This is a genomic window from Geothrix sp. (assembly GCF_030219325.1).
In the GTDB taxonomy this organism is placed as follows: domain Bacteria; phylum Acidobacteriota; class Holophagae; order Holophagales; family Holophagaceae; genus Geothrix.
The window spans coordinates 2,731,651-2,751,772 of record NZ_CP126625.1 but is presented as its reverse complement, the minus strand read 5'-3'; the positions used below and the strand labels follow the sequence as shown (position 1 = coordinate 2,751,772).

The following is a 20,122-nucleotide window of genomic DNA, read 5'->3' as shown; positions in this document are numbered from 1 at the left end:
TGGCCCATTCCGTCCCCCTCTGAGGTTGGACAGGCAATCAGGCTACTTCCGTCCCTTCTCAACAACCTTGCTGTGCTTGAACGACCCCAGCAGCAGGTTCGGGCCCTGGTCGGGGATGCCGGCTTCGAGGGTTTCGGCGCCCAGGAAGAACTGGCGGGCCTGGTAGGCGAAGGGGGGGGCGCCCAGCTCGGGGAGGGCTCGGACGACGGCGAAGACCAGGTGGACCAGGGCGTCGATGGTCTGGAGCTGGACGGTGACTTCGCGGTCCAGCAGCAGGTTGTCCTCGTGCTTGTTCAGGGCCCGGGAGTAGAAGATCACGCGGCCGTCGAAGGAGATGTGGGCGCCGTCGGTGGCGATGGCGCAGACCTTGCCCTTGTCCGTGACGTCGAAGCTGAAGGCCGTACCCTTCTTGAGGGCGGTGATCAGGGTCTGGAACTTGGGGTGGCTGAGGTAGGCGCCGCCGTAGTTGACCTTCTTGGCGGCGGGCCGCAGCTCGCCGGCGGTGGGGCCGTACATCATGTGGTTGTAGCGCATGGCCTCCTGGCGCTCCGCCGGAGTCTGCCGCTTCTCTTTGACCTTCTTGGGGGGCTTTCCGGGCGTGGTCATGGGCTTCCTTGCGGCGAAGGGGGTCTCAGAACTCGAAGGTGGGTCCGCTCAGGGTCTGGGCATCCAGGATCTGGCCCTGCCCGTCGAGGGTGACCAGGCCCTGGGTCTGGCGGGGCGTGAGCTGGCTGAGCTGCTGCAGGGCCTGCCCGCGCAGCTCGGTGTTGCCGCCCTCGGCGCTCTCGAAGAACACGGCGCCCACCCGGTAGGTCTGCTTGGTGTCCTGCAACAGGTGCAGGTCGCGCAGCTGGCGTTCGTCCACGGGGCTGGGGGCGTCCGTCATGAGGCAGCGGGCCTGGGCGGTCTTGGGGAAGGCGATGACCTCGCGGATGTTCTCCTCGCCCGCCAGCAGCATGACGAGGCGGTCCAGGCCCAGGGCCAGGCCGCCGTGGGGCGGGGCGCCGAAGGCCAGGGCATCCAGCAGGTAGCCGAACTTGGCCCGGGCCTGCGCCTCGCTGATGCCGATGGTGCGGAAGATGAGGCTCTGGGTTTCGGCGTCGTGGATGCGGATGCTGCCGCCGCCCAGCTCGTAGCCGTTGAGCACCAGGTCGTAGGCCACGGCGCGGCAGGCCCCGGGGTTGGACTGCAGCAGGTCCAGGTCGTCGGGATGGGGGCTGGTGAAAGGGTGGTGGCAGGCCACGAAGCGCTGGTCCCCTTCGTCCCACTGGAGGAGGGGGAAGTCCACCACCCACAGGAACTCGAAGGCAGAGGTGTCCACCAGGCCCAGGGCCCGGGCCAGCCGCAGGCGCAGGTCGCCCAGCACGCGGGAGGTCTGGTCGTCGGTGCCCACGGCGAAGATGGCCAGGCCTTCTCCGCTGACGCCCAGGGTCGCCTTGAGTTCGGCTTCCAACTCGGGGTTGATGAACTTCTTGAAGCTGGAGGCCAGGCCGTCCTTGCCCCACTTGGCGTAGGGCAGGCCCCCGGCGCCCAGCTGTTTGGCGGTCTCCTGCAGCTCGTCGAGCTGCTTGCGGCTGTACGCCCCGGCGGCCTCGCCGGGCAGGAAGAGGCCGCGCACCCGGCGCTGGCCCTGGGAGTCGGCGGCGGCGCGGAACAGGTTGAACTCGCTGCCGGCGAACAGGCCCGTCACGTCCTGGATCTTGACCTTGCAGCGTAGGTCGGGCTTGTCGGAGCCGTACCACTCCATGGCGTCCTGGTAGGTCAGGCGCGGGAAGGGGGCGACGGGGTGCTGGCCCACCAGGGGGCAGAGCTCCACCATCAGGCCCTCGATCAGATCCTGGATGTCCTCCTGGCGCACGAAGCTCATCTCGACGTCGATCTGGGTGAACTCGGGCTGGCGGTCGGCGCGCAGGTCCTCGTCCCGGAAGCAGCGGCAGATCTGCACGTAGCGCTCGAAGCCCGAGACCTGGAGCATCTGCTTGTAGAGCTGGGGGCTCTGGGGCAGGGCGAAGAACTCGCCCGCGTGCACGCGGCTGGGCACCAGGTAGTCCCGGGCGCCTTCCGGCGTGGACTTGCCGAGGATGGGCGTCTCGACCTCGATGAAATCGTGCTTCCGGAAGTAGTTGCGGACGATGTTGGAGGTCTCGCTGCGGAGCACCATGTTGCGCTGCAGGTGTTCGCGGCGCAGGTCCAGGAATCGGTAGGTGAGGCGCAGGTCCTCGCCCACGCCCTCGTCCTCCAGGGGGAAGGGCAGGGTGGCCGCGGTGTTCAGGATGCGCAGGCCCGTGAGGCGGATCTCGACGTCACCCGTGGCCATGTGGGGGTTCTTGCTCTCGCGCTCGGCCACCACGCCCTCGGCGGCCAGCACGAATTCGCTGCGCACGGCCTTGAGCTTGGCCAGCAGCTCGGGATCGGCGGTCTCCTCGTTGGCCACCAGCTGCACCAGGCCCCAGCGGTCGCGGAGATCCAGGAAGACCAGCGACCCGAGGTTGCGCACGCGGCGGCACCAGCCGAGCAGGCGCACGGTCTGGCCCGCGTGGTCGAGGCGCAGGTCGCCGTTGCGGTGGGTGCGTTGGAAGTCGCCGAGCCGATCGAGTTTCATAGCCCTACAGGATCGCATCCGGGGGCCCTGGGCTCAAGCGGGGCAAAAGGATCTTGGCGAGGGGCGGCAAGAAAGGCTGGCCACGGAAGGCAGGGAAATTCACAGAAGACGCGGAGAAAGATGAAACCGCGAATGACGCGAATGGGCGCGAATGCGGCGGTGATGGTCCGCCTGGGCCTGCGGCCCCCAGCCGCGCTCTGCGTGGCTGGCCGCTCACGGGGCGGTGCCGCCGTCCTTTGAGAGCCGGCGAATCCGCCCCGTGAGCGGAGGCGGGGAACCCACCCGTTCGCCATCCGCGCGCCCGAAGGGCGATTCGCGCCATTCGCGGTTCCAGGCTTTCAGCCCACAGGTGCTTTCCCCAGGGCTGGCGCAGGTCGCCGGGCAGCCCGGAACCGCTCCCAGCGCAGCCGCGCCCGATCCATGTAGAGGTAGATGACGGGCGTGGTGTAGAGGGTCAGGAGCTGGCTGACGAGCAGGCCGCCCACGATGGCGATGCCCAGGGGGCGCCGCAGCTCGGAGCCGGTGCCCATGCCGATGGCCAGGGGCAGGCCGCCCAGCAGGGCCGCCATGGTGGTCATGGTGATGGGCCGGAAGCGCAGGAGGCAGGCCTGGAAGATGGCCCGCTCCGGCGTGAGCCCCTCCCGCCGCTCCACTTCGATGGCGAAGTCGATCATGAGGATGGCGTTCTTCTTAACGATGCCGATGAGCAGGATGATGCCGATGAAGGCGATGACCGTCAGCTCCGTGCGGCAGGCCATGAGGGCCAGCAGGGCGCCCACGCCCGCCGAGGGCAGGGTGCTGAGGATGGTCAGCGGGTGGATGAGGCTCTCGTAGAGCATGCCCAGCACGATGTAGACCACCAGCAGGGCCGCAGCCACCAGGAGGGGCTGGTTGGCCAGGGAGGCCCGGAAGGCCTGGGCCGTGCCCATGTAGCTGCCCCGGATGGTGCCCGGCAGGTGGATCTCCTGCTCGGCCTTGTCGACGGCCGCCACGGCATCGCCCAGGGCCACGCCCAGGGGCAGGTTGAAAGAAAGGGTCACCGAGGGCAGCTGGCCCTGGTGGTTCACGGAGAGGGCCGTGTTGCGCCGCTCCAGGGTGGTGAAGGCGCTCAGGGGCACCAGGTTGCCGGTGGCGGAGCGGACGTAGGTGTGGCGCAGCCCGTCCGGCGTCTGCATGAAGGGCGAGTCCACTTCCATGACCACGTGGTACTGGTTCAGGGCGGTGTAGATGGTGGAGACCTGCCGCTGGCCGAAGGCGTCGTAGAGCGTGTTGTCGATGGCCTGGGGCGTGATGGCCAGCCGTGAGGCCGTGGCGCGGTCGATGACCAGGGAGGCCTCCAGGCCCTTGTTCTGGAGGTCCGAGTTCACGTCCGTCAGCTGGGGGACGGTGCGGAGCTTCTGCAGCACCTTGGGGGCCCAGTCGAACAGCTCCCGGGCATCATCGCCCTGGATGGTGTACTGGTACTGGGTGGCGGAGGGCCGGCCGCCCAGGCGGAGATCCTGCACCGGCTGCATGAAGAGGGTGCCGCCGACGATGTGGGCCGTCTTGCCGCGCAGCCGGGCGATGATCTGGTCCACCGTGTCCTTGCGCTGGTCGTTGGGCTTGAGGGCGGCGAACATCCGCCCCGTGTTGCCACCACCGATGAAGGCGGTGACGTTCTCCACGGCCGGGTCGGCCTGCACGATGGCCACGTACTGGGTCATGAGCTTCTCGAGGCCGACGAAGGAGATGTCCTGGGCGGCCTGGATGGAGCCGGTCACCCGGCCTGTGTCCTGCTGGGGGAAGAAGCCCTTGGGGATGGCGATGTAGAGGCCCACGGTGGCGGCCATGGTGCTGAGGGCGACGATCAGGGTGGCCTTCTGGTGGCGGAGCACCCAGGTGAGCGAGGCCTCGTAGTGACCCATGATCCATTGGAAGATCCGCTCGCTGGCCTGGAAGACCCGCCCATGCCTCTCCTCCGAGTGGGGGCGCAGGATCCGCGAGCACATCATGGGCGTGGTGGTGAGGGACACCACCATGGAGATCACGATGGCCACCGAAAGGGTGACGGCGAACTCCCGGAAGAGCCGGCCCACGATGCCGCCCATCATCAGGATGGGGATGAACACGGCGATGAGCGAGATGCTGATGGAGATCACCGTGAAGCCGATCTCCTTGGCGCCGTGCAGGGCGGCCTCCATGGGCTGCATCCCGTTCTCCAGGTGCCGGGTGATGTTCTCCACCACCACGATGGCGTCGTCCACCACGAAGCCCGTGGCCACCGTGAGGGCCATCAGGGACAGGTTGTCGATGGTGTAGCCCAGGAGGTACATGGCGCCGAAGGTGCCGATGAGCGAAATGGGCACCGCCACGCTGGGGATGAGCGTGGACCGCACGCTGCGGAGGAACACGAAGACCACGAGGATGACCAGCAGGATCGAGATGGTCAGGGCCAGCTGCACGTCCTTGACCGAGGCCCGGATGGTGCGCGTGGCATCGATGAGCACCTTCAGGTCGATGGTGGGCGGCAGGGAGGCCTGGAGCTGGGGCAGGATGGCCTTCACCCGATCCACGGTCTCGATGATGTTGGCGTCCGGCTGGCGGAAGATGGGCACGATGATGGCCGGCACGCCATTGGACAGGCCGCTGTTGCGGACGTTCTCCACGGAATCCGTGACCTGGGCCACGTCGGACAGGCGGACGGCGCTGCCGTTGCGGTAGCGGAGGATGAGCGGCTGGTAGTCCGCCGCGTTCATCATCTGGTCCGTGGTGGCGATGGACCAGGTGCTCTTGCCATCGGACAGGTCGCCCTTGGGGCGGTTCAGGTTGGCCGCGGCGATGGCGATGCGGACGTCGTCCAGGGCGAGCCCCTGGGCATTCAGCAGGGCGGGGTTCACGTCCACCCGCACCGCCGGCAGGGCGCCGCCGAAGATGCCCACCTGGCCCACGCCCTGGACCTGCGACAGCTTCTGCTGGAGCACGGAGGAGGCGATGTCGTACATGCGCTCCCGCGGGATCAGCTTCGAGGTGAGGGCCAGCAGCATGATCGGCGAATCCGCGGGGTTCACCTTCCGATAGGAGGGATTGTTCGGCAGGTTGGCCGGCAGGTCGCCCCGGGCGGCGTTGATGGCCGCCTGCACGTCGCGGCCCGCGGCGTCGATGTTGCGGCCCAGGTCGAACTGGAGCGTGATGCTGGTCCCGCCCAGGGCGCTGGCCGAGGTCATCTCGGTGATGCCGGCGATGCGGCCGAACTGCCGCTCCAGGGGCGTGGCCACGGAGGAGGCCATGGTCTCGGGGCTGGCCCCGGGCAGGCCGGCGGAGACCTGGATGGTGGGGAACTCCACCTGGGGCAGGGGCGATACCGGCAGGAACTGGTACGCGATGGCGCCCAGCAGGGCCAGGGCCACCGTCAGCAGCGTGGTGGCCACCGGGCGGCGGATGAAGGGTGTTGAAATGCTCATGATTCCTGCGCCGCAGGCGCAGTTTCCCGCACGCCGCGCCAGCGGCGTGCGCGTCGCGCGAGGCGGTCAAACGCGAGATAGATCACGGGCGTGGTGTAGAGGGTCAGCACCTGGCTGAAGATGAGGCCGCCCACGATGACGATGCCCAGGGGCCGCCGCAGCTCGGCGCCCACGCCGCTGCCCAGGGCCAGGGGCACGCCGCCCAGCATGGCGGCCATGGTGGTCATGATGATGGGCCGGAAGCGCAGCAGGGAGGCCTGGTAGATGGCCTCCTCCGGGGGCAGGCCGCCCTTGCGCTCGGCCTCCAGGGCGAAGTCGATCATCATGATGGCGTTCTTCTCGACGATGCCGATGAGCAGGATGATGCCGATGAGGGCGATGACGCTGAAGTCCGTGCGGCAGAGCATGAGCGAGAGCAGGGCGCCCACGCCGGCCGAGGGGAGGGTCGAGAGGATGGTGATGGGATGGATGTAGCTCTCGTACAGCACGCCCAGCAGGATGTAGACCGTCAGCACTGCGGCGAGGATGAGCAGGGGCGTGTTCGTCAGCGAGGCCCCGAAGGCCTGGGCCGTGCCCTGGAAGCCGGCCTTGATGCTGGGGGGCAGGTCCAGCTCCTGGCGGGCCTGGTTCACGGCCTTCACGGCATCGCCCAAAGAGACGCCGGGGGCGAGGTTGAAGGACACGGTGGCCGTGGGGAACTGGCCCTGATGGTTGATGGCCAGGGGAGCGGTGATGGTCTCGAGGCGGGTGAAGGCGCTGAGGGGCACGGACCCCCCGGAGGCGGAGCGCACGTAGATGTTCTGGAGATCCTCGGGGCGCTGGTACTGGCCGGGCCGGGCCTCCAGCACCACGCGGTACTGGTTCAGCTGGGTGAACATGGTGGAGACCTGCCGCTGGCCGAAGGCGTCGTAGAGGGCGTCGTCCAGCATCTGGGGGGTGATGCCCAGGCGGGAGGCCGTGGTGCGGTCGAGGGTGACCCGCACCTGGAGGCCCGCGTTCTGCTGGTCGCTGGCCACGTCCCGTAGCTCGGGAAGGGCCGAGAGCCGCGTCACGAAGCGGGGCACCCACTCGCCCAGTTCCTTCGCATCCGCGTCCTCCAGCGTGTACTGGTACTGGGTGCGGCTGACGCGATCCTCCACCGTGAGGTCCTGCACGGGCTGGAGGTAGAGCCGGATGCCCTCGACCTTGGCCAGCTGGGGCTGGAGCCGGTGGATGACCTCGCTGGCGCTGAGGCCACGCTCATCGAGGGGCTTCAGGTTGATCTGGATGCGGCCACTGTTGAGGGTGGTGTTGGTGCCGTCGATGCCGATGAAGGAGGAGAGGCTCGCCACGGCCGGATCCTTGAGGATCTCGGTGGAGAGGGCCTGCTGCCGCTCGGCCATGGCGGAGAACGAGACCGTCTGCGGCCCCTCGGAGATGCCGAGGATGACGCCCGTGTCCTGCACGGGGAAGAAGCCCTTGGGGACGGCGATGTAGAGCAGCACGGTGGAGGCCAGGGTGGCCACGGCCACGATCAGGGTGCCGGTCTGGTGCTGGAGCACCCAGGTGAGCGTCCGGCCGTAGAAGGCGATGACCCGCTGGAAGATCCGCTCCGAGGACTGGTAGAAGCGGCCCTGCTCCTCGGGGGGGGTGTGCTTGAGCAGCTTGGCGCACATCATGGGCGTGAGCGTCAGGGAGACGACGGCCGAGACCAGGATGGTGACGCTGAGGGTGACGGCGAACTCGCGGAAGAGGCGGCCCACGATGTCGCCCATGAAGAGCAGGGGGATGAGCACGGCGATGAGCGAGACCGTCAGGGACAGGATGGTGAAGCCGATCTGCTCCGAGCCCTTCAGCGCCGCCTGGAGGGGGGACTCGCCCTCCTCGATGTAGCGCATGATGTTCTCGATCATCACGATGGCGTCGTCCACCACGAAGCCCGTGGAGATGGTGAGGGCCATGAGCGTGAGGTTGTTGAGGCTGTAGCCCAGCAGGTACATCACGCCGAAGGTGCCCACCAGGGAGAGCGGCACGGCCACGCTGGGGATGATGGTGGCGGCCAGGGTCCGTAGGAAGAGGAAGATCACCATCACCACCAGGGCGATGGTGAGCATCAGCTCGAACTCCACGTCCTCCACGGAGGCGCGGATCGTCACGGTCCGATCCGTGAGCACGGTCAGCTCCACGGCGGCGGGCAGGGAGCCCCGCAGCTGGGGCATCAGGTCCTTCACCCGGTCCACCACCGCGATGATGTTGGCCCCGGGCTGGCGCTGGATGTTGAGGATGACGGCCGGCACCTGGACGGTCTGGTCGGGTGCGCCCGCGGAGGCGGCCTTCTCGGTGGGTTGGCCCGTACCCATCCAGGCAGCCAGGCGGGCGTTCTCCACGTCGTCGCTGACGGTGGCGATCTCGGCGATGGTGACGGGGGCGCCGTTCTTGTAGGCCACGATGAGGGGCCGGTAGTCCTCGCTGGTGAGCAGCTGGTCGTTGGCGCCGATGGCGTAGGCCTGGCGCAGGCCGTCGAAGCTGCCCTTGGCCTGGTTCACGTTGCTGGTGGCCACGGCCGTGCGCACGTCGCCGAGGGTGAGCCCGTTGGCCGCGAGGGCCGCGGGATTGGCCTGGATGCGCACGGCGGGCTTCTGCCCTCCGCTGATGCTCACGAGGCCAACACCCGGCAGCTGCGAGATCTTCTGGGCCAGCCGCGTGTCGGCGAAGTCCTCGACCTTGGACAGGGGCAGGGTCTTGGATGTGAGTGCCAGGGTGAGGATGGGCGCGTCGGCCGGGTTGATCTTGCTGTAGATGGGGGGATTCGGCAGGTTCGTGGGCAGGTAGGTGCCCGCGGCGTTCACGGCCGCCTGGACCTGCTGCTCCGCCACGTCGATGTTCAGGTCCAGCACGAACTGGAGGGTGATGACCGAGCTCCCGCCGGAGCTGGTGGAGGACATGCGGTTCAGGCCCGGCAGCTGGCCGAACTGGCGTTCCAGCGGGGCGGTGATGGCCGAGGCCATGACGTCCGGGCTGGCGCCGGGGTAGAAGGTGACCACCTGGATGGTGGGGTAGTCCACCTGCGGCAGGGCGGAGACCGGCAGCTGCCGGAAGGCCAGGAGGCCCACCAGCAGCAGCCCCGCCATCAGCAGCGAGGTGGCGATGGGCCGGAGGATGAAGGGCTTGGAGGGATTCACTGACAACTCCGGTTAAAAGCTGGAAACCGCAGATGTCGCAGATGACGCAGATAAAAGGATGGGTCCACAGATTTCACTGATTCGCAAAGATTGATAAATGGGATTCGAGCGCTCGAATGGAGGCTCAGGCGCGTTGGGTCGGTGCCCATCTGCGAAATCTGCGACATCTGCGGTTCCAACTTTTTGATTTCTTGTTGTGATTCGCAGAGGCGATAGGCCGGTGCGCGCATCGCCTCAGCCCTTCGCGGCGGGAGGCTTGGGCAGGGCGACCTTGCTGCCGGGGCGCAGCTTCTCGAGGCCGTCGATGACGATGGTCTCGCCGCCGGCGAGCCCCTTGACCACGGCCGACTCGTCGCCATCGGTGCCCTGCACCTCGATGATGCGGAGGTCCACGGTGCTGTCGGCCTTCACCACGTAGAGGAAGGCCCCCTGCGGCCCGCGCTGGATGGCGGCGGTGGGCACGATGACCACGCCCTTCAGGGTGTCCACCAGGAGCTGGGCGTTCACGAACTGGTTGGGGAAGAGGATGCGATCCTCGTTGGCGAAGAGGGCCTTGAGCCGCACGGTGCCCGTGGTGGTGTCCACCTGGTTGTCGATGGCCGAGAGCGACCCCAGGGCGAGGCGCGACTTGAGGTCGCGGTCCCAGGCCTCCACGGGCAGCTTCCCGCCCTTGGCGCTCTGGCCCAGCACCTTCTGGATGCTGTCGGCGGGCACGGCGAAGACCACGTTGATGGGCTGCACGGGGGCGATGGTGGCGAGGCCGTTGGCATCGGTGGCGCGGATCATGTTGCCGGCATCCACGAGGCGCAACCCCACCCGGCCCGCGATGGGCGCGGTGATGCGGCTGTAGACGAGGTTGAGCTTGGCGCTCTCCACCTGGGCCTGGTCGGACTTGAGGGCCGCTTCGAACTGGGTCACGGCGCTGCTCTGGGTGTCCAGCTGCTGCCGCGAGATGATGCCCTGCTGCACGAGGCCCTGCAGGCGCCTCAGGTCTGCGGCGGCGTTCTGGAAGGCGGCCTGGTCCTTGGCGTACTGGCCTTCGGCCTGCATGAGCTGGACCTGGAAGGGCCGCGGATCGATCTCGGCGAGGAGCTGGCCTTCCTTCACCATCTGGCCCTCGGTGAAGTCGATGCGCACCAGCTGGCCGTCCACCCGGCTCTTCACGGTGACGCTGTTCATGGCCGTGACGGTGCCGAGGCCCGTGAGGTGGACTGCCATGTCGCCCTTGCGGGCCTGGGCCACGGCCACGGGGACGGGGCGGCCAGCGCCATTCGCGGCAGGATCCTTCTTCCCGCCGCGGCCGAAGAGGAACCATCCGCACAGCAGGACGGCTCCGCCGATGGCCCAGGGGCGCCAGCCGCGCAGGAGGGCCGGGCGGCTGGTGGCCTGTTCGGTGGAAGTGGCTTCAGACATGTTCATGGGGAATCCGGGCTGTCGGGCGGGGTTCAGGGACGGGCGACGCGGCCGGGGCCCTTGCCCGAGGCCACGGAGAAGAGGGTCTCCCAGGTGACGAAATCCGCCCGGGGCTTCCACTCCGGCCAGGCGGTCCGGTCGAAGGAGGCGGCCAGCGCGGCGGCATCCTTGGCGGGGTTGGCCTTCACGTGGGCCTGCACGGCCTGGAGGAAGTCGCGGTAGCGGAGCAGTTCCTTCCTGCCGCAGACGGGGCCGTGGCCGGGGATGATGCGGGCGCCCTCGGGCAGCCAGGAGGCCACCGACGAGATCTGGGCGGCAAGGCCATCGAAGCTGCCGCCGCTCTCCACGTCGATGTAGGGGAGCATGCCCAGGAAGAAGAGATCGCCCATGTGCATCACGAGCACCGACGGGATCCCCACGATGACGTCGCCGTCCGTGTGGCCGGGCCCCAGGTGCAGCAGGTGGATCTCCGCGTCATCCAGGTGGAGGTTCAGGCGGGCCCGCTCCTTCGTGTCCTCGGAACCCAGGGCCAGCTCAGGCAGGCCGCCCTGCTTGGCGGGATCGAGCTTGGCCTGGGCGAGGACCATGCGCTTGCGGACATTGGCGTGGGCGATGATGGCCGACACCTGCTTCTCCAGCACCACGTTGCCCCCCACGTGATCGGGATGGCCGTGGGTGTTGATGAGGTACTTGATGGGCTTGTCCGTGACGGTGTGGACGGCCTCGAGCAGGCCGGGCACCAGTCGCTCGAACTGGTCATCGATGAGCACCGCGTGCTTCGTGGTGACGATGAGGCCGATGTTCCCGCCCTGGCCGAAGATGCAGTAGACGTTTTCGGCGACCTTCTCCACCTTGTGGATCTTGGGGGCCTCGGCCGGTGGCGCGGCCTGATGCTTGGCATGGGCGGCCAGCGGTGCGGCCAGGGCCAGGGCGAGGACGAGGGCAGCTGGGACACGCATGGCACCTCCGGGAAGGGGAAATGGGATGGGGTCGGAAGCCAGGGCCGGGTTACGAAGCCGCAGCGGCCGGATCGGCGGAATCGGCGGACATCTCGTCCAGGTTGGCGATCATGGAGAGCAGGCCCTCCCGCAGCAGCTCCTGTTGGGCCGGGCTCAGGCCCTGCACGAGGCTGGCCCGGATCCCGGCCACGATCTGCTGGACCCCCTGGGCCATGGGCAGCGCTTCGGGCGTCAGGCTGATGAGGATGCGTCGGCCGTGCCGGGGGTCCGGCTGGGTGCGCAGGAGCCCCCGGCCGACCATGGCCTTCACCACGCGGCTGGCGGTGGGGTCATCCATCCACACCTGCTGCGCCAGCGGATGCAGAGAGGAGGGACCCTGCTCCAGCAGGACCAGCATGACCCAGGCCTGCTGGATTGTGAGGCTGAATGGGACGAGACGCGCGCCCACCACGTGTTTCAGGCGGCGGCGGACGGCGGCGGCGAGGGTGCCGAGGCTGGCCTGGGTGAGGGTGTCGGGCATGGGTTCTTGCATAAGCAAGAATCTTGGAGCCTTTCAAGCCTCGCGTCAAGTGGTATAGCGGTCTGACCTATTTCCCCCGGGCGCCAGGGCGGGAGGGATGGCGGCCCCGCTCACCGCGGGGCGCGGGAGCCGAGCTGCTACGGGCTGGACGGGCTGGACCGCGGCCACGGCCACTACCCCCCTGCCGACCGGTCTGGATGGGCTCGGCGGGGATGCTGGGGTCCGGGGCGTAGCCGGTGACGACGTCCTTGGGCAGCTCCTTGCGGAGCAGCTTCTCGATGTCGCGGAGCAGGCCGTGCTCGTCCACGCAGACCAGGGAGAGGGCCTCGCCCTCGCTGCCGGCCCGGCCGGTGCGGCCGATGCGGTGGATGTAGTCCTCGGGCACCTGGGGCAGCTCGTAGTTGACCACGTGGGGGAGCATGTCGATGTCCAGGCCGCGGGCGGCGATATCGGTGGCCACGAGCACGCGGACGGCGCCCTTCTTGAAGTCCTCCAGGGCCTTGATGCGCTGGGGCTGGCTCTTGTTGCCATGGATGGCCATGGAGCTGATGCCGTCCTTGTCGAGCTGCTCGGAGAGGCGATTGGCGCCGTGCTTGGTGCGGGTGAAGACCAGCACCTGCTCCAGCTTGCGGCTGGTGATCAGGTGGGCCAGCAGGTGGCGCTTGCGCTCGCGGTCCACGGGATGCACGACCTGGCGCACCAGCTCGGCGGCGGTGTTCTGGGGGGTGATCTGCACCGTGGCTGGGGTCTTCAGGAACTTGGAAGCCAGCTGCTTGATCTCGTCCGTGAAGGTGGCCGAGAAGAGCAGGGTCTGCCGCTTCGCGGGGAGGAGGGCGAGGATCTTCTGGATGTCGCGGATGAAGCCCATGTCGAGCATGCGGTCCGCCTCATCGAGCACCAGGACTTCCAGCTGGCTGAAGTTCAGGTTCCCCTGGCCCTGGTGGTCCAGGAGGCGCCCGGGCGTGGCCACGAGGATCTCGACGCCGGCGCGCAGCGCCTTGGTCTGGGGGTTGATGTTCACGCCGCCGAAGATGGTGGTGGAGCGCAGGGGGATGTACTTGCCGTAGGTGCGGACGCTCTCCTCCACCTGCATGGCCAGCTCGCGGGTGGGGGTGAGGATGAGGGCGCGGATGGGATGGCGCGCAGGCGAGGCCGAGCTGCTGGCGTGCGGCGCCAGGCGCTGCAGCAGGGGCAGGGTGAAGCCGGCGGTCTTGCCGGTGCCGGTCTGGGCGCGGCCCATGAGGTCGCGACCCTCCAGCACCAGGGGGATCGCCTGGGCCTGGATGGGGGTGGGGGTTTCGTAGCCCTGCTCGCGCACGGCGCGCAGGAGCTCGGGCAGCAGCCCGAGGGATTCGAAGGACATGGCTTGCTCCTGAATGGGCCCGCCCGCAGAAGGTGTTCCGGGGGCCCGGTCAGGGCAAGAAAGGGGGATTCGGACTGAGAAGAGGCGGAGACCGGGGGTCGCCTGCGATCACGAAGGCTTTACCTTACCACGGTGGTCAGGATTTGGCCACCGCCGCTGTATTTATTATCGTCATTAGTGGTTATGAGACAGCCTACTGGCAATAGACGGCCGGGACCTGGAGCGAGCTGGGCATCGGGAAGGTATACCAGCCACCAAAGGCGCTGGAGGGCACCTCGTCCGCGAACCACTGCCAGAGCACCACCTGCTGCAGATGGTAGGTGACGCCATGCAGGGTCACCAGGGCCGTCGGGAAATCAGCATAGGTGGGGCCATTTCCCTGTGGATCCCCCACTTCGAGGAAGGGATTCCCCGAGCAGACCGTGGCCGGATCGCTCTGGGGCGGATAGGCCCAGGTGGGCGTCACGTTGTTGACGAAGGGATCGTTGAGCCACTCGGCCAGCTCGTGGTTGAAGGTGCTCACGTCGGCGAAGAGCGGGCTGACCAGGGCGGGATCGAGCCAGGAGGTGAAGATGTAGGTCTGCAGCAGGTTTCCGGCGACCGGATAGGCCGTGTGGTAACCCAGGGCCTCGGCGGTGACGCCATCGGTCACGAAGATCGGCAGGGTGTCGGCATCGAGGTTGAGGAACTGGAGGATGGTCTGGACCTGGGCGTCCATGAAATCGATCAGCACGTCCCCGAAGAAGTTGCCGTCCGCATCCTGATAGAGCGAACCCGTCTCGGGCGTCACGTAGATGTCCACGGTCTTGGCCACGACCGGTGCGGCCATCCGCACATGCCAGTTGTGGTCATGGTCCATGCGATTCCAGAACGCGGCCCGCTGCATCTGGTCGCCGAACTGGCCGAAGCCATTGGGGAACTGCGCCGGAACGTACATGGGGGAACCCACGATGTTGGCCACCGCCGGGGCGGGTTCGAAGCTGTGGTTCACGTCGTAGTTGGCGCCGAACCAGTTGAAGTTCATGCGCAGCGGCACGATCACCGACTTGATCGAGGCCGCGCGCCCCGACTTGGGGGCATACCCCACCATGGTGAAGGGGTAGGCCGTGCCACCCGTGCTGAACGAGGACGAGAAGTGGGGGAAGGAGCGGTTCTCCGCCTCGTCCCGATCGGTGGTGGCCTTGTCGACCCCGCCGCGGGCCTTGAAGCCGAGGTTGCGCAGGTGGCTGGACAGTGCCTGGCGGTCCGCATGCTGCTGGACGAGCTTGATGGGCCGCTCGGGTTTGGGCCCGGCCTGGGCCCAGGTGGAGGTCAGGATCAGGCAGGCAAGAAGGAGGATCTTTGGCAGCGACATGGGCGCTCCATTGGTTTGATTGGTAGGTGGTTGGAATGGTTCTGGGCCCCATGGAGGGCAGGGATGAGCAGTATGATGATGGTTGTTTTCCGGCAAAAACACAATTTTTATGGATTATGAATTTTTTCCCGAAGGAACCAGGAAAACCATCCGCCCCCTTACCAGGCGGCAGACCTCCAGGAGGCCCCGGGCCGACGCTCCGGCGGCACGGGCTACCAAGTCAGCGCCTGGCGGTCCAGCGGGACGGTTGATGGGATGGCGCCGGGAAGATCCCAGGCGCCGACCGGTGCTTTCGGAATCTAGCGGGCGGCCAGCCTCGAGCCCGTTTCGCCCAGGGGCCAGGTCTCCTGCTCACCCGTGGCCATGTGCTTGACGGTGATGGTGCCGCTCTCGAGTTCGCCATCACCCAGGATGAGGACGGTCTGGATGCCCAGGCGGTTGGCGGAGGCCATGGCCTTCTTGAGGGCTCCACCCCGGGTTTCGAGCTGGAGGGCCACGCCCGCGTCCCAGAGCTGGCGGGCCAGCTTGAGGGCCTCGGTGGCGGCCCTTTCGCCCAGGGGGATGAGCAGGGCCGGGGGGGCGAAGGGTGCCTCGCCGCGCACCTGCTGCAGCACCATGGCCAGACGATCCAAGCCGATGGCCCAGCCGAAGGCGGGGACCTCGGGACCGCCCATCTGCCTGGTCAGGCCGTCATAGCGGCCACCGCCCAGCAGGGCGCTCTGGGCGCCGAGGTCCGAGCTGAGCACCTCGAAGGCCGTGCGGGTGTAGTAGTCCAGACCGCGCACCAGGCGGGGATTCTCCTCGTAGGGGATGCCCAGTTCCGTGAGCAGGGCCTTCAGGCGGGCATGGTGCTTCGCCGAGCCCTCGTCCAGGTAGTCCGTGAGCACCGGATGGCCTTCCAGCGCCCTCTGGCACGTCTCATTCTTGCAATCCAGCACGCGCAGCGGATTGGATTCAATGCGCCGGTGGCAGTCCTCGCAGAACTGGTCGGCGCGCTCGGCGAAGAAGGCCCGGAAGGCCGCGTGGAAGGCGGGGCGGGACTCGGGCGTGCCCACGCTGTTGATGGAGAAGACCAGGTTCTTGAGGCCCAGCTCGGTGAGGAAGCTGTGGAGCATGAGCAGGCTCTCGGCCTCGGATTCAGGGCTGGCCACGCCGAAGCTCTCGGCGCCGATCTGCCAGAACTGCCGGTAGCGGCCCGTCTGCATGCGCTCGTAGCGGAACTGCTGGCCGATGTAATAGAACAGCACCGGATCGTTGTTCAGCAGCAGCTTGTGCTGGATGGCCGCCCGCACCACGCCGGCGGTGTTCTCCGGGCGCATCACCACCTCGCGGCCGCCCTTGTCCGTGAACTGGTACATCTCCTTGTTCACGATGTCGGAGCTCTCGCCCACGCTGCGCTTGAAGACATCCAGCTCCTCGAGGATCGGGGTGCGGATCTCACCGTAGCCATGGCGGCCGAACACGCGGCGGGCGGTTTCCTCGATATGCTGGAACCAGCGCAGCTCCGCCCCGAAGAGATCCCGCATACCTTTCACCGACTGGGCCATGATCCGACTCCCGAGCATTCTGCTTGCCACCTTCAGCCTACTGGCTTGGGGCCAGACTCCCAAACCCGCCGCACCCCAGCCGCGTCTGAAGGTGATGGTGGACCCCGGCCACGGCGGCGATGATGGCGGCGCCAAGGGGCCCAAGGGGCTCAAGGAGAAGACAGCCGCCCTGGAGATCGGCAAGGCCGTGGCCGCCCGGCTGGAATCGGCCGGGTTCCAGGCCGTGCTCACGCGGGACGACGACACCTTCATCCCCCTCTGGGACCGGGCCAAGGTGGCCAATGCCCAGGGGGCCGACCTCTTCATCAGCCTCCACCTGAACGCCGCCCGGGCCAAGGCCGCCCGGGGCTCCGAGGTGTTCTTCCTGAGCCTGGGCAAGGGCGACGACGAGGACGTGGTGGCCGTGGAGAACGCGGGTGCCGGCGCCGCCCCCGGTAGCGCCGACAGCGTGGTGGCCAGCATCCTGGACGACCTGGCGCAGAAGGCCTTCCTGCAGGACTCCGAGCGCCTGGCCGTGGCCGTCCAGGGCCAGCTGAATCGCCTGGCCGGCATCAAGGAACGGGGCGTCAAGCAGGCGCCCTTCATCGTCCTGCGCGGGGCCGCCATGCCCGCAGTGCTGGTCGAGGTCGCCTTCATCTCCAATCCGAAAGAGGAAGAGAAACTGAAGGACGCCGCCTTCCGCGCCAAGGTCGCCGAGGCCATCACCCTGGGCGTCCGCCGCTACTTCGCCGAGACCAACGGGTCCGTGAGGCGGAGGATGGTCGGGGGACCCGGCTGAGGGAGCGTTGGCCGGAGGCCGACCTTGAACCGAAGCCCATTCGAAGCCATGATGGAAGGTCGCAGTACCCGTAGCTCAGTTGGGAGGCTCCGCCTCCGCGAACGAGCGGAGCGAGGAGCGGGAGGACAGCGCGGGGCGCTGTCCGTCAGGGGGAGGAGCGTTGGCCGGAGGCCGACCTTGAACCGAAGCCCATTCGAAGCCATGATGGAAGGTCGCAGTACCCGTAGCTCAGTTGGGAGGCTCCGCCTCCGCGAACGAGCGGAGCGAGGAGCGGGAGGACAGCGCGGGGCGCTGTCCGTCAGGGGGAGGAGCGTTGGCCGGAGGCCGACCTTGAACCGAAGCCCATTCGAAGCCATGATGGAAGGTCGCAGTACCCGTAGCTCAGTTGGATAGAGCGTTGGCCTCCGAAGCCAAAGGTCGCTGGTTCGATTCCAGTCGGGTGCACCAACAAAGCCAGGGGGGCCGCATGGCCCCCTGGCTTTGTTGACGTCCTGGGGTCGAACCAGCGAGTGCATCGCCCGAGACGCGCCCCTCCGCCTGACGAGCCCTCCACCGGATGGCGCTCCCGCTCGCCGGCTCGCGGAGGCGGAGCCTCAGGCGCGTCGAAGCGAGGCGGGGCGGCAAAGCCGCACGGTTCGATTCCCGCCCGGGCCGCATGGCCCCCCTGGCTTTGTTGACGTCCTGGGATCGAACCGGCGAGTGCATCGAATGGGCCCCGCCCCCAGGATCGGCTCCACGACCGTGACCATCCCGTGAATTTCTGAACAGGCCCGGGACCTGCTGTTTTCCTGGGCTACCCTGGATCCCTGCCCCGGGAAGGTCCATGCGCAAGCCCTTTGCAGTGACGGTCACCTCGGTTTCGTTCGTGCTGCTGCATCTGGCCTGCCTGACTGCGGTCTGGCTGGCCTTCTCCTGGAAGCTGGTGGCGCTCTGCGTCGGGCTCTACCTGATCCGCATGTTCGCCGTGACGGCGGGCTACCACCGCTACTTCAGCCACCGGACCTACAAGCTGGGGCGCGTCCCTCAGTTCCTGCTGGCCTTCGTGGCCCAGACCTCGGCGCAGAAGGGCGTGCTCTGGTGGGCGGCCCACCACCGCCACCACCACCGTTTCTCGGATACGGCCCAGGACCTGCATTCGCCGGTGACGGACGGATTCTGGTGGTCCCACGTGGGGTGGATCCTGTCGGATGCCCACGACCACTACGACACCCGGAGCATCGAGGACTTCGGCCGCTTCCCGGAATTGCGCTTCCTGGATGCCTACCACTGGCTCTGCCCCTGGCTGCTGGGCACGGCCACCTTCGCCTTCGGAGCCTGGACGGGCATCGGCGCCTGGGAATCGCTCGTGTGGGGTTTCGTCATCTCGACTGTGCTGCTCTGGCACGGGACCTTCTGCATCAACTCGCTCACCCACGTCTGGGGCACCCGGCGTTTCGACACGAAGGATCAGAGTCGCAACAACTTCGTGCTGGCCCTCATCACCCTGGGCGAGGGCTGGCACAACAACCACCACCACTACCAGGCCAGCTGCCGCCAGGGCATCCGCTGGTGGGAGTTCGACCCCACCTTCTACGCGCTGAAAATCCTGAGCTGGGTGCGCATCGTGCGCGACATCCGTCCCTTCCCGGCCTCCACCGTGGTGGCCCCCAGGCCATGAGCCGCATCGCTGTCATCGGCACCGGCATCGCAGGGCTGTCCGCCGCCTGGCTGCTCAGCAGGAAACATGAAGTATGGGTGTTCGAGAAGGAGACCCGGATCGGTGGCCACACACACACGGTCACGGTGGATGCCCCCGAAGGTCCCGTCGCCGTGGACACCGGCTTCATCGTCCACAACCAGGTGAACTACCCGAACTTCCTCCGGCTCATGGATGAGCTGGCCATGGACACCTGTCCCAGCGACATGAGCTTTGCCGCCAGCGGCAATGCCCACCCCTGGTGTAGCCGTGGCCTGAATGGCCTGTTCACCGAGCGGCGGCACCTGGTCGACCCGGGCTTCTTCGGCCTCTGGGCCGAGGTCATCCGCTTCAACCGGACTGCCTTGACCCTGCTCGACAGCCGGGAGGCCGAAGGGCCGACCCTGGGCGAGTACCTGGCCCGCCACGGGTTTTCCAAGCGGTTCAAGTCAGAGTACCTCTACCCCATGGCCGGCGCGGTCTGGTCCACCTCCCTGGCGGACATGGAGCTCTTTCCGGCGGCTACGCTGGCGCGGTTCTTCCATAACCACGGCTTCCTCGGCGTGACCACGCACCATCCCTGGCGCACCATCCCCGGTGGGACCTCGCGCTACCTGGATCCCATCACCCGGCCCTTCCGGGAGCGCATCGTGACGGGCGCCCGGATCAACAGCGTCCGGCGGTCCGAAGGGGCCGTCCACCTGTACCTGGAGGGGCAGGAGACACGCCGGTTCGACCAGATGGTCTTCGCCTGTCACGGGGACCAGGTGCTGCCCCTGCTTGCGGATGCCAGTCCCCAGGAACGGGAGGTTTTCAGCGCCTTCACCAGCAACCTGAGCCCCACCGTGCTGCATCGCGACGCCACCCTGCTGCCGGTCCACCGGCGCGGCTGGGCCTCCTGGAATTTCAAGGCCCATGGGGATGGCGGGCGCCTGGTGCTCACCTACCACATGAACCGCCTGCAGCCCCTCGGGACCAAACAGGACTGGTTCGTGAGCCTGCATGCGGAGGATCTGCTGGATCCCGCGGCCATCGCCGGCCGCTATGCCTACGAGCATCCCCGGTTCACCCGCGAAGCCATCCGAGCCCAGGCGCGCTGGGCCGAGGTGAGTGGCCCGGCCTCCCTCCACGGCCGCACCCACTATGCCGGCGCCTACTGGGGCTACGGCTTTCATGAGGACGGCGTCCGTTCTGGAATCCGCGTCGCGCGTGACCTGGGTGTCACATGGTGAACGGGTGCCCCATGGCGCGAGGTCTCGCGCACCCGCGCAGCGGATGCCGAGTGGACGGCGTCCGTTCTGGAATCCGCG

The 20,122-nt window shown here is 67.8% G+C and carries 13 protein-coding genes and 1 tRNA gene; 4 read left to right on the top strand and 10 right to left on the bottom strand.

Annotated elements, in window-relative coordinates; all coding sequences use genetic code 11:
- Nucleotides 1-42: 42 nt before the first annotated feature.
- The 10 genes from QOZ81_RS12290 to hisS all read right to left on the bottom strand — a co-directional run bounded on the left by QOZ81_RS12290 (nt 43) and on the right by hisS (nt 16,359).
- Nucleotides 43-606 carry a hypothetical protein gene (locus QOZ81_RS12290; protein ID WP_291206040.1) on the bottom strand — a complete coding sequence of 188 codons (564 nt, stop codon included), beginning with the start codon at nt 604-606 and terminating at the stop codon, nt 43-45.
- A gap of 25 nt (nt 607-631) precedes the next feature.
- A complete protein-coding gene (gene aspS / locus QOZ81_RS12285) occupies nt 632-2,602 on the bottom strand; it encodes an aspartate--tRNA ligase (protein ID WP_291206043.1) in 1,971 nt (656 codons plus the stop codon).
- A gap of 338 nt (nt 2,603-2,940) precedes the next feature.
- A complete protein-coding gene (locus QOZ81_RS12280; protein ID WP_291206046.1) occupies nt 2,941-6,042 on the bottom strand; it encodes a multidrug efflux RND transporter permease subunit in 3,102 nt (1,033 codons plus the stop codon).
- On the bottom strand, nt 6,039-9,203 hold the full coding sequence (locus tag QOZ81_RS12275) for a multidrug efflux RND transporter permease subunit (protein WP_291206049.1): 3,165 nt from the start codon (nt 9,201-9,203) through the stop codon (nt 6,039-6,041). Before QOZ81_RS12275 ends, QOZ81_RS12280 begins: the two co-directional genes overlap by 4 nt.
- Nucleotides 9,204-9,437: 234 nt before the next feature.
- Entirely contained in the window at nt 9,438-10,622 is a 1,185-nt protein-coding gene (locus QOZ81_RS12270; protein ID WP_291206052.1) for an MdtA/MuxA family multidrug efflux RND transporter periplasmic adaptor subunit, read from the bottom strand.
- A gap of 26 nt (nt 10,623-10,648) precedes the next feature.
- Nucleotides 10,649-11,575, bottom strand: a complete 927-nt coding sequence (locus QOZ81_RS12265) for an MBL fold metallo-hydrolase (RefSeq protein ID WP_291206055.1) — start codon at nt 11,573-11,575, stop codon at nt 10,649-10,651.
- Nucleotides 11,576-11,624: 49 nt separating this feature from the next.
- Entirely contained in the window at nt 11,625-12,095 is a 471-nt protein-coding gene (locus QOZ81_RS12260) for a MarR family winged helix-turn-helix transcriptional regulator (RefSeq protein WP_291206058.1), read from the bottom strand.
- Between the two features lie 67 nt (nt 12,096-12,162).
- A complete protein-coding gene (locus QOZ81_RS12255; RefSeq protein ID WP_291206061.1) occupies nt 12,163-13,458 on the bottom strand; it encodes a DEAD/DEAH box helicase in 1,296 nt (431 codons plus the stop codon).
- A 193-nt stretch (nt 13,459-13,651) separates the two neighbouring features.
- A complete protein-coding gene (locus tag QOZ81_RS12250; RefSeq protein ID WP_291206064.1) occupies nt 13,652-14,812 on the bottom strand; it encodes a hypothetical protein in 1,161 nt (386 codons plus the stop codon).
- A gap of 299 nt (nt 14,813-15,111) precedes the next feature.
- Nucleotides 15,112-16,359, bottom strand: a complete 1,248-nt coding sequence (gene hisS / locus QOZ81_RS12245; protein WP_291206067.1) for a histidine--tRNA ligase — start codon at nt 16,357-16,359, stop codon at nt 15,112-15,114.
- On the opposite strand from hisS, the gene QOZ81_RS12240 reads away from it, so the two are divergent.
- From QOZ81_RS12240 to QOZ81_RS12225, 4 genes are all read left to right on the top strand, one after another.
- Nucleotides 16,358-17,137, top strand: a complete 780-nt coding sequence (locus QOZ81_RS12240) for an N-acetylmuramoyl-L-alanine amidase family protein (protein ID WP_291206069.1) — start codon at nt 16,358-16,360, stop codon at nt 17,135-17,137. The two genes, hisS and QOZ81_RS12240, sit on opposite strands and share 2 nt — an antisense overlap.
- 370 nt (nt 17,138-17,507) lie before the next feature.
- Nucleotides 17,508-17,584 (top strand) — tRNA-Arg (locus tag QOZ81_RS12235).
- 376 nt (nt 17,585-17,960) lie between these two features.
- Entirely contained in the window at nt 17,961-18,794 is an 834-nt protein-coding gene (locus QOZ81_RS12230) for an acyl-CoA desaturase (RefSeq protein WP_291206072.1), read from the top strand.
- The gene (locus tag QOZ81_RS12225) at nt 18,791-20,044 is read left to right on the top strand and encodes an NAD(P)/FAD-dependent oxidoreductase (protein WP_291206075.1); all 1,254 of its coding nucleotides are present in this window, start codon (nt 18,791-18,793) and stop codon (nt 20,042-20,044) included. Before QOZ81_RS12230 ends, QOZ81_RS12225 begins: the two co-directional genes overlap by 4 nt.
- Nucleotides 20,045-20,122: the final 78 nt, after the last annotated feature.

What these genes read in the sequence shown, in the direction of transcription:
- QOZ81_RS12290 (WP_291206040.1), bottom strand. Translation starts at nt 606, where the DNA reads ATGACCACGCCCGGAAAGCCCCCCAAGAAGGTCAAAGAGAAGCGGCAG.
- aspS (WP_291206043.1), bottom strand. Translation starts at nt 2,602, where the DNA reads ATGAAACTCGATCGGCTCGGCGACTTCCAACGCACCCACCGCAACGGC.
- QOZ81_RS12280 (WP_291206046.1), bottom strand. Translation starts at nt 6,042, where the DNA reads ATGAGCATTTCAACACCCTTCATCCGCCGCCCGGTGGCCACCACGCTG.
- QOZ81_RS12270 (WP_291206052.1), bottom strand. Translation starts at nt 10,622, where the DNA reads ATGAACATGTCTGAAGCCACTTCCACCGAACAGGCCACCAGCCGCCCG.
- QOZ81_RS12265 (WP_291206055.1), bottom strand. Translation starts at nt 11,575, where the DNA reads ATGCGTGTCCCAGCTGCCCTCGTCCTCGCCCTGGCCCTGGCCGCACCG.
- QOZ81_RS12260 (WP_291206058.1), bottom strand. Translation starts at nt 12,095, where the DNA reads ATGCCCGACACCCTCACCCAGGCCAGCCTCGGCACCCTCGCCGCCGCC.
- QOZ81_RS12255 (WP_291206061.1), bottom strand. Translation starts at nt 13,458, where the DNA reads ATGTCCTTCGAATCCCTCGGGCTGCTGCCCGAGCTCCTGCGCGCCGTG.
- QOZ81_RS12250 (WP_291206064.1), bottom strand. Translation starts at nt 14,812, where the DNA reads ATGTCGCTGCCAAAGATCCTCCTTCTTGCCTGCCTGATCCTGACCTCC.
- QOZ81_RS12240 (WP_291206069.1), top strand. Translation starts at nt 16,358, where the DNA reads ATGATCCGACTCCCGAGCATTCTGCTTGCCACCTTCAGCCTACTGGCT.
- hisS (WP_291206067.1), bottom strand. Translation starts at nt 16,359, where the DNA reads ATGGCCCAGTCGGTGAAAGGTATGCGGGATCTCTTCGGGGCGGAGCTG.
- QOZ81_RS12230 (WP_291206072.1), top strand. Translation starts at nt 17,961, where the DNA reads ATGCGCAAGCCCTTTGCAGTGACGGTCACCTCGGTTTCGTTCGTGCTG.
- QOZ81_RS12225 (WP_291206075.1), top strand. Translation starts at nt 18,791, where the DNA reads ATGAGCCGCATCGCTGTCATCGGCACCGGCATCGCAGGGCTGTCCGCC.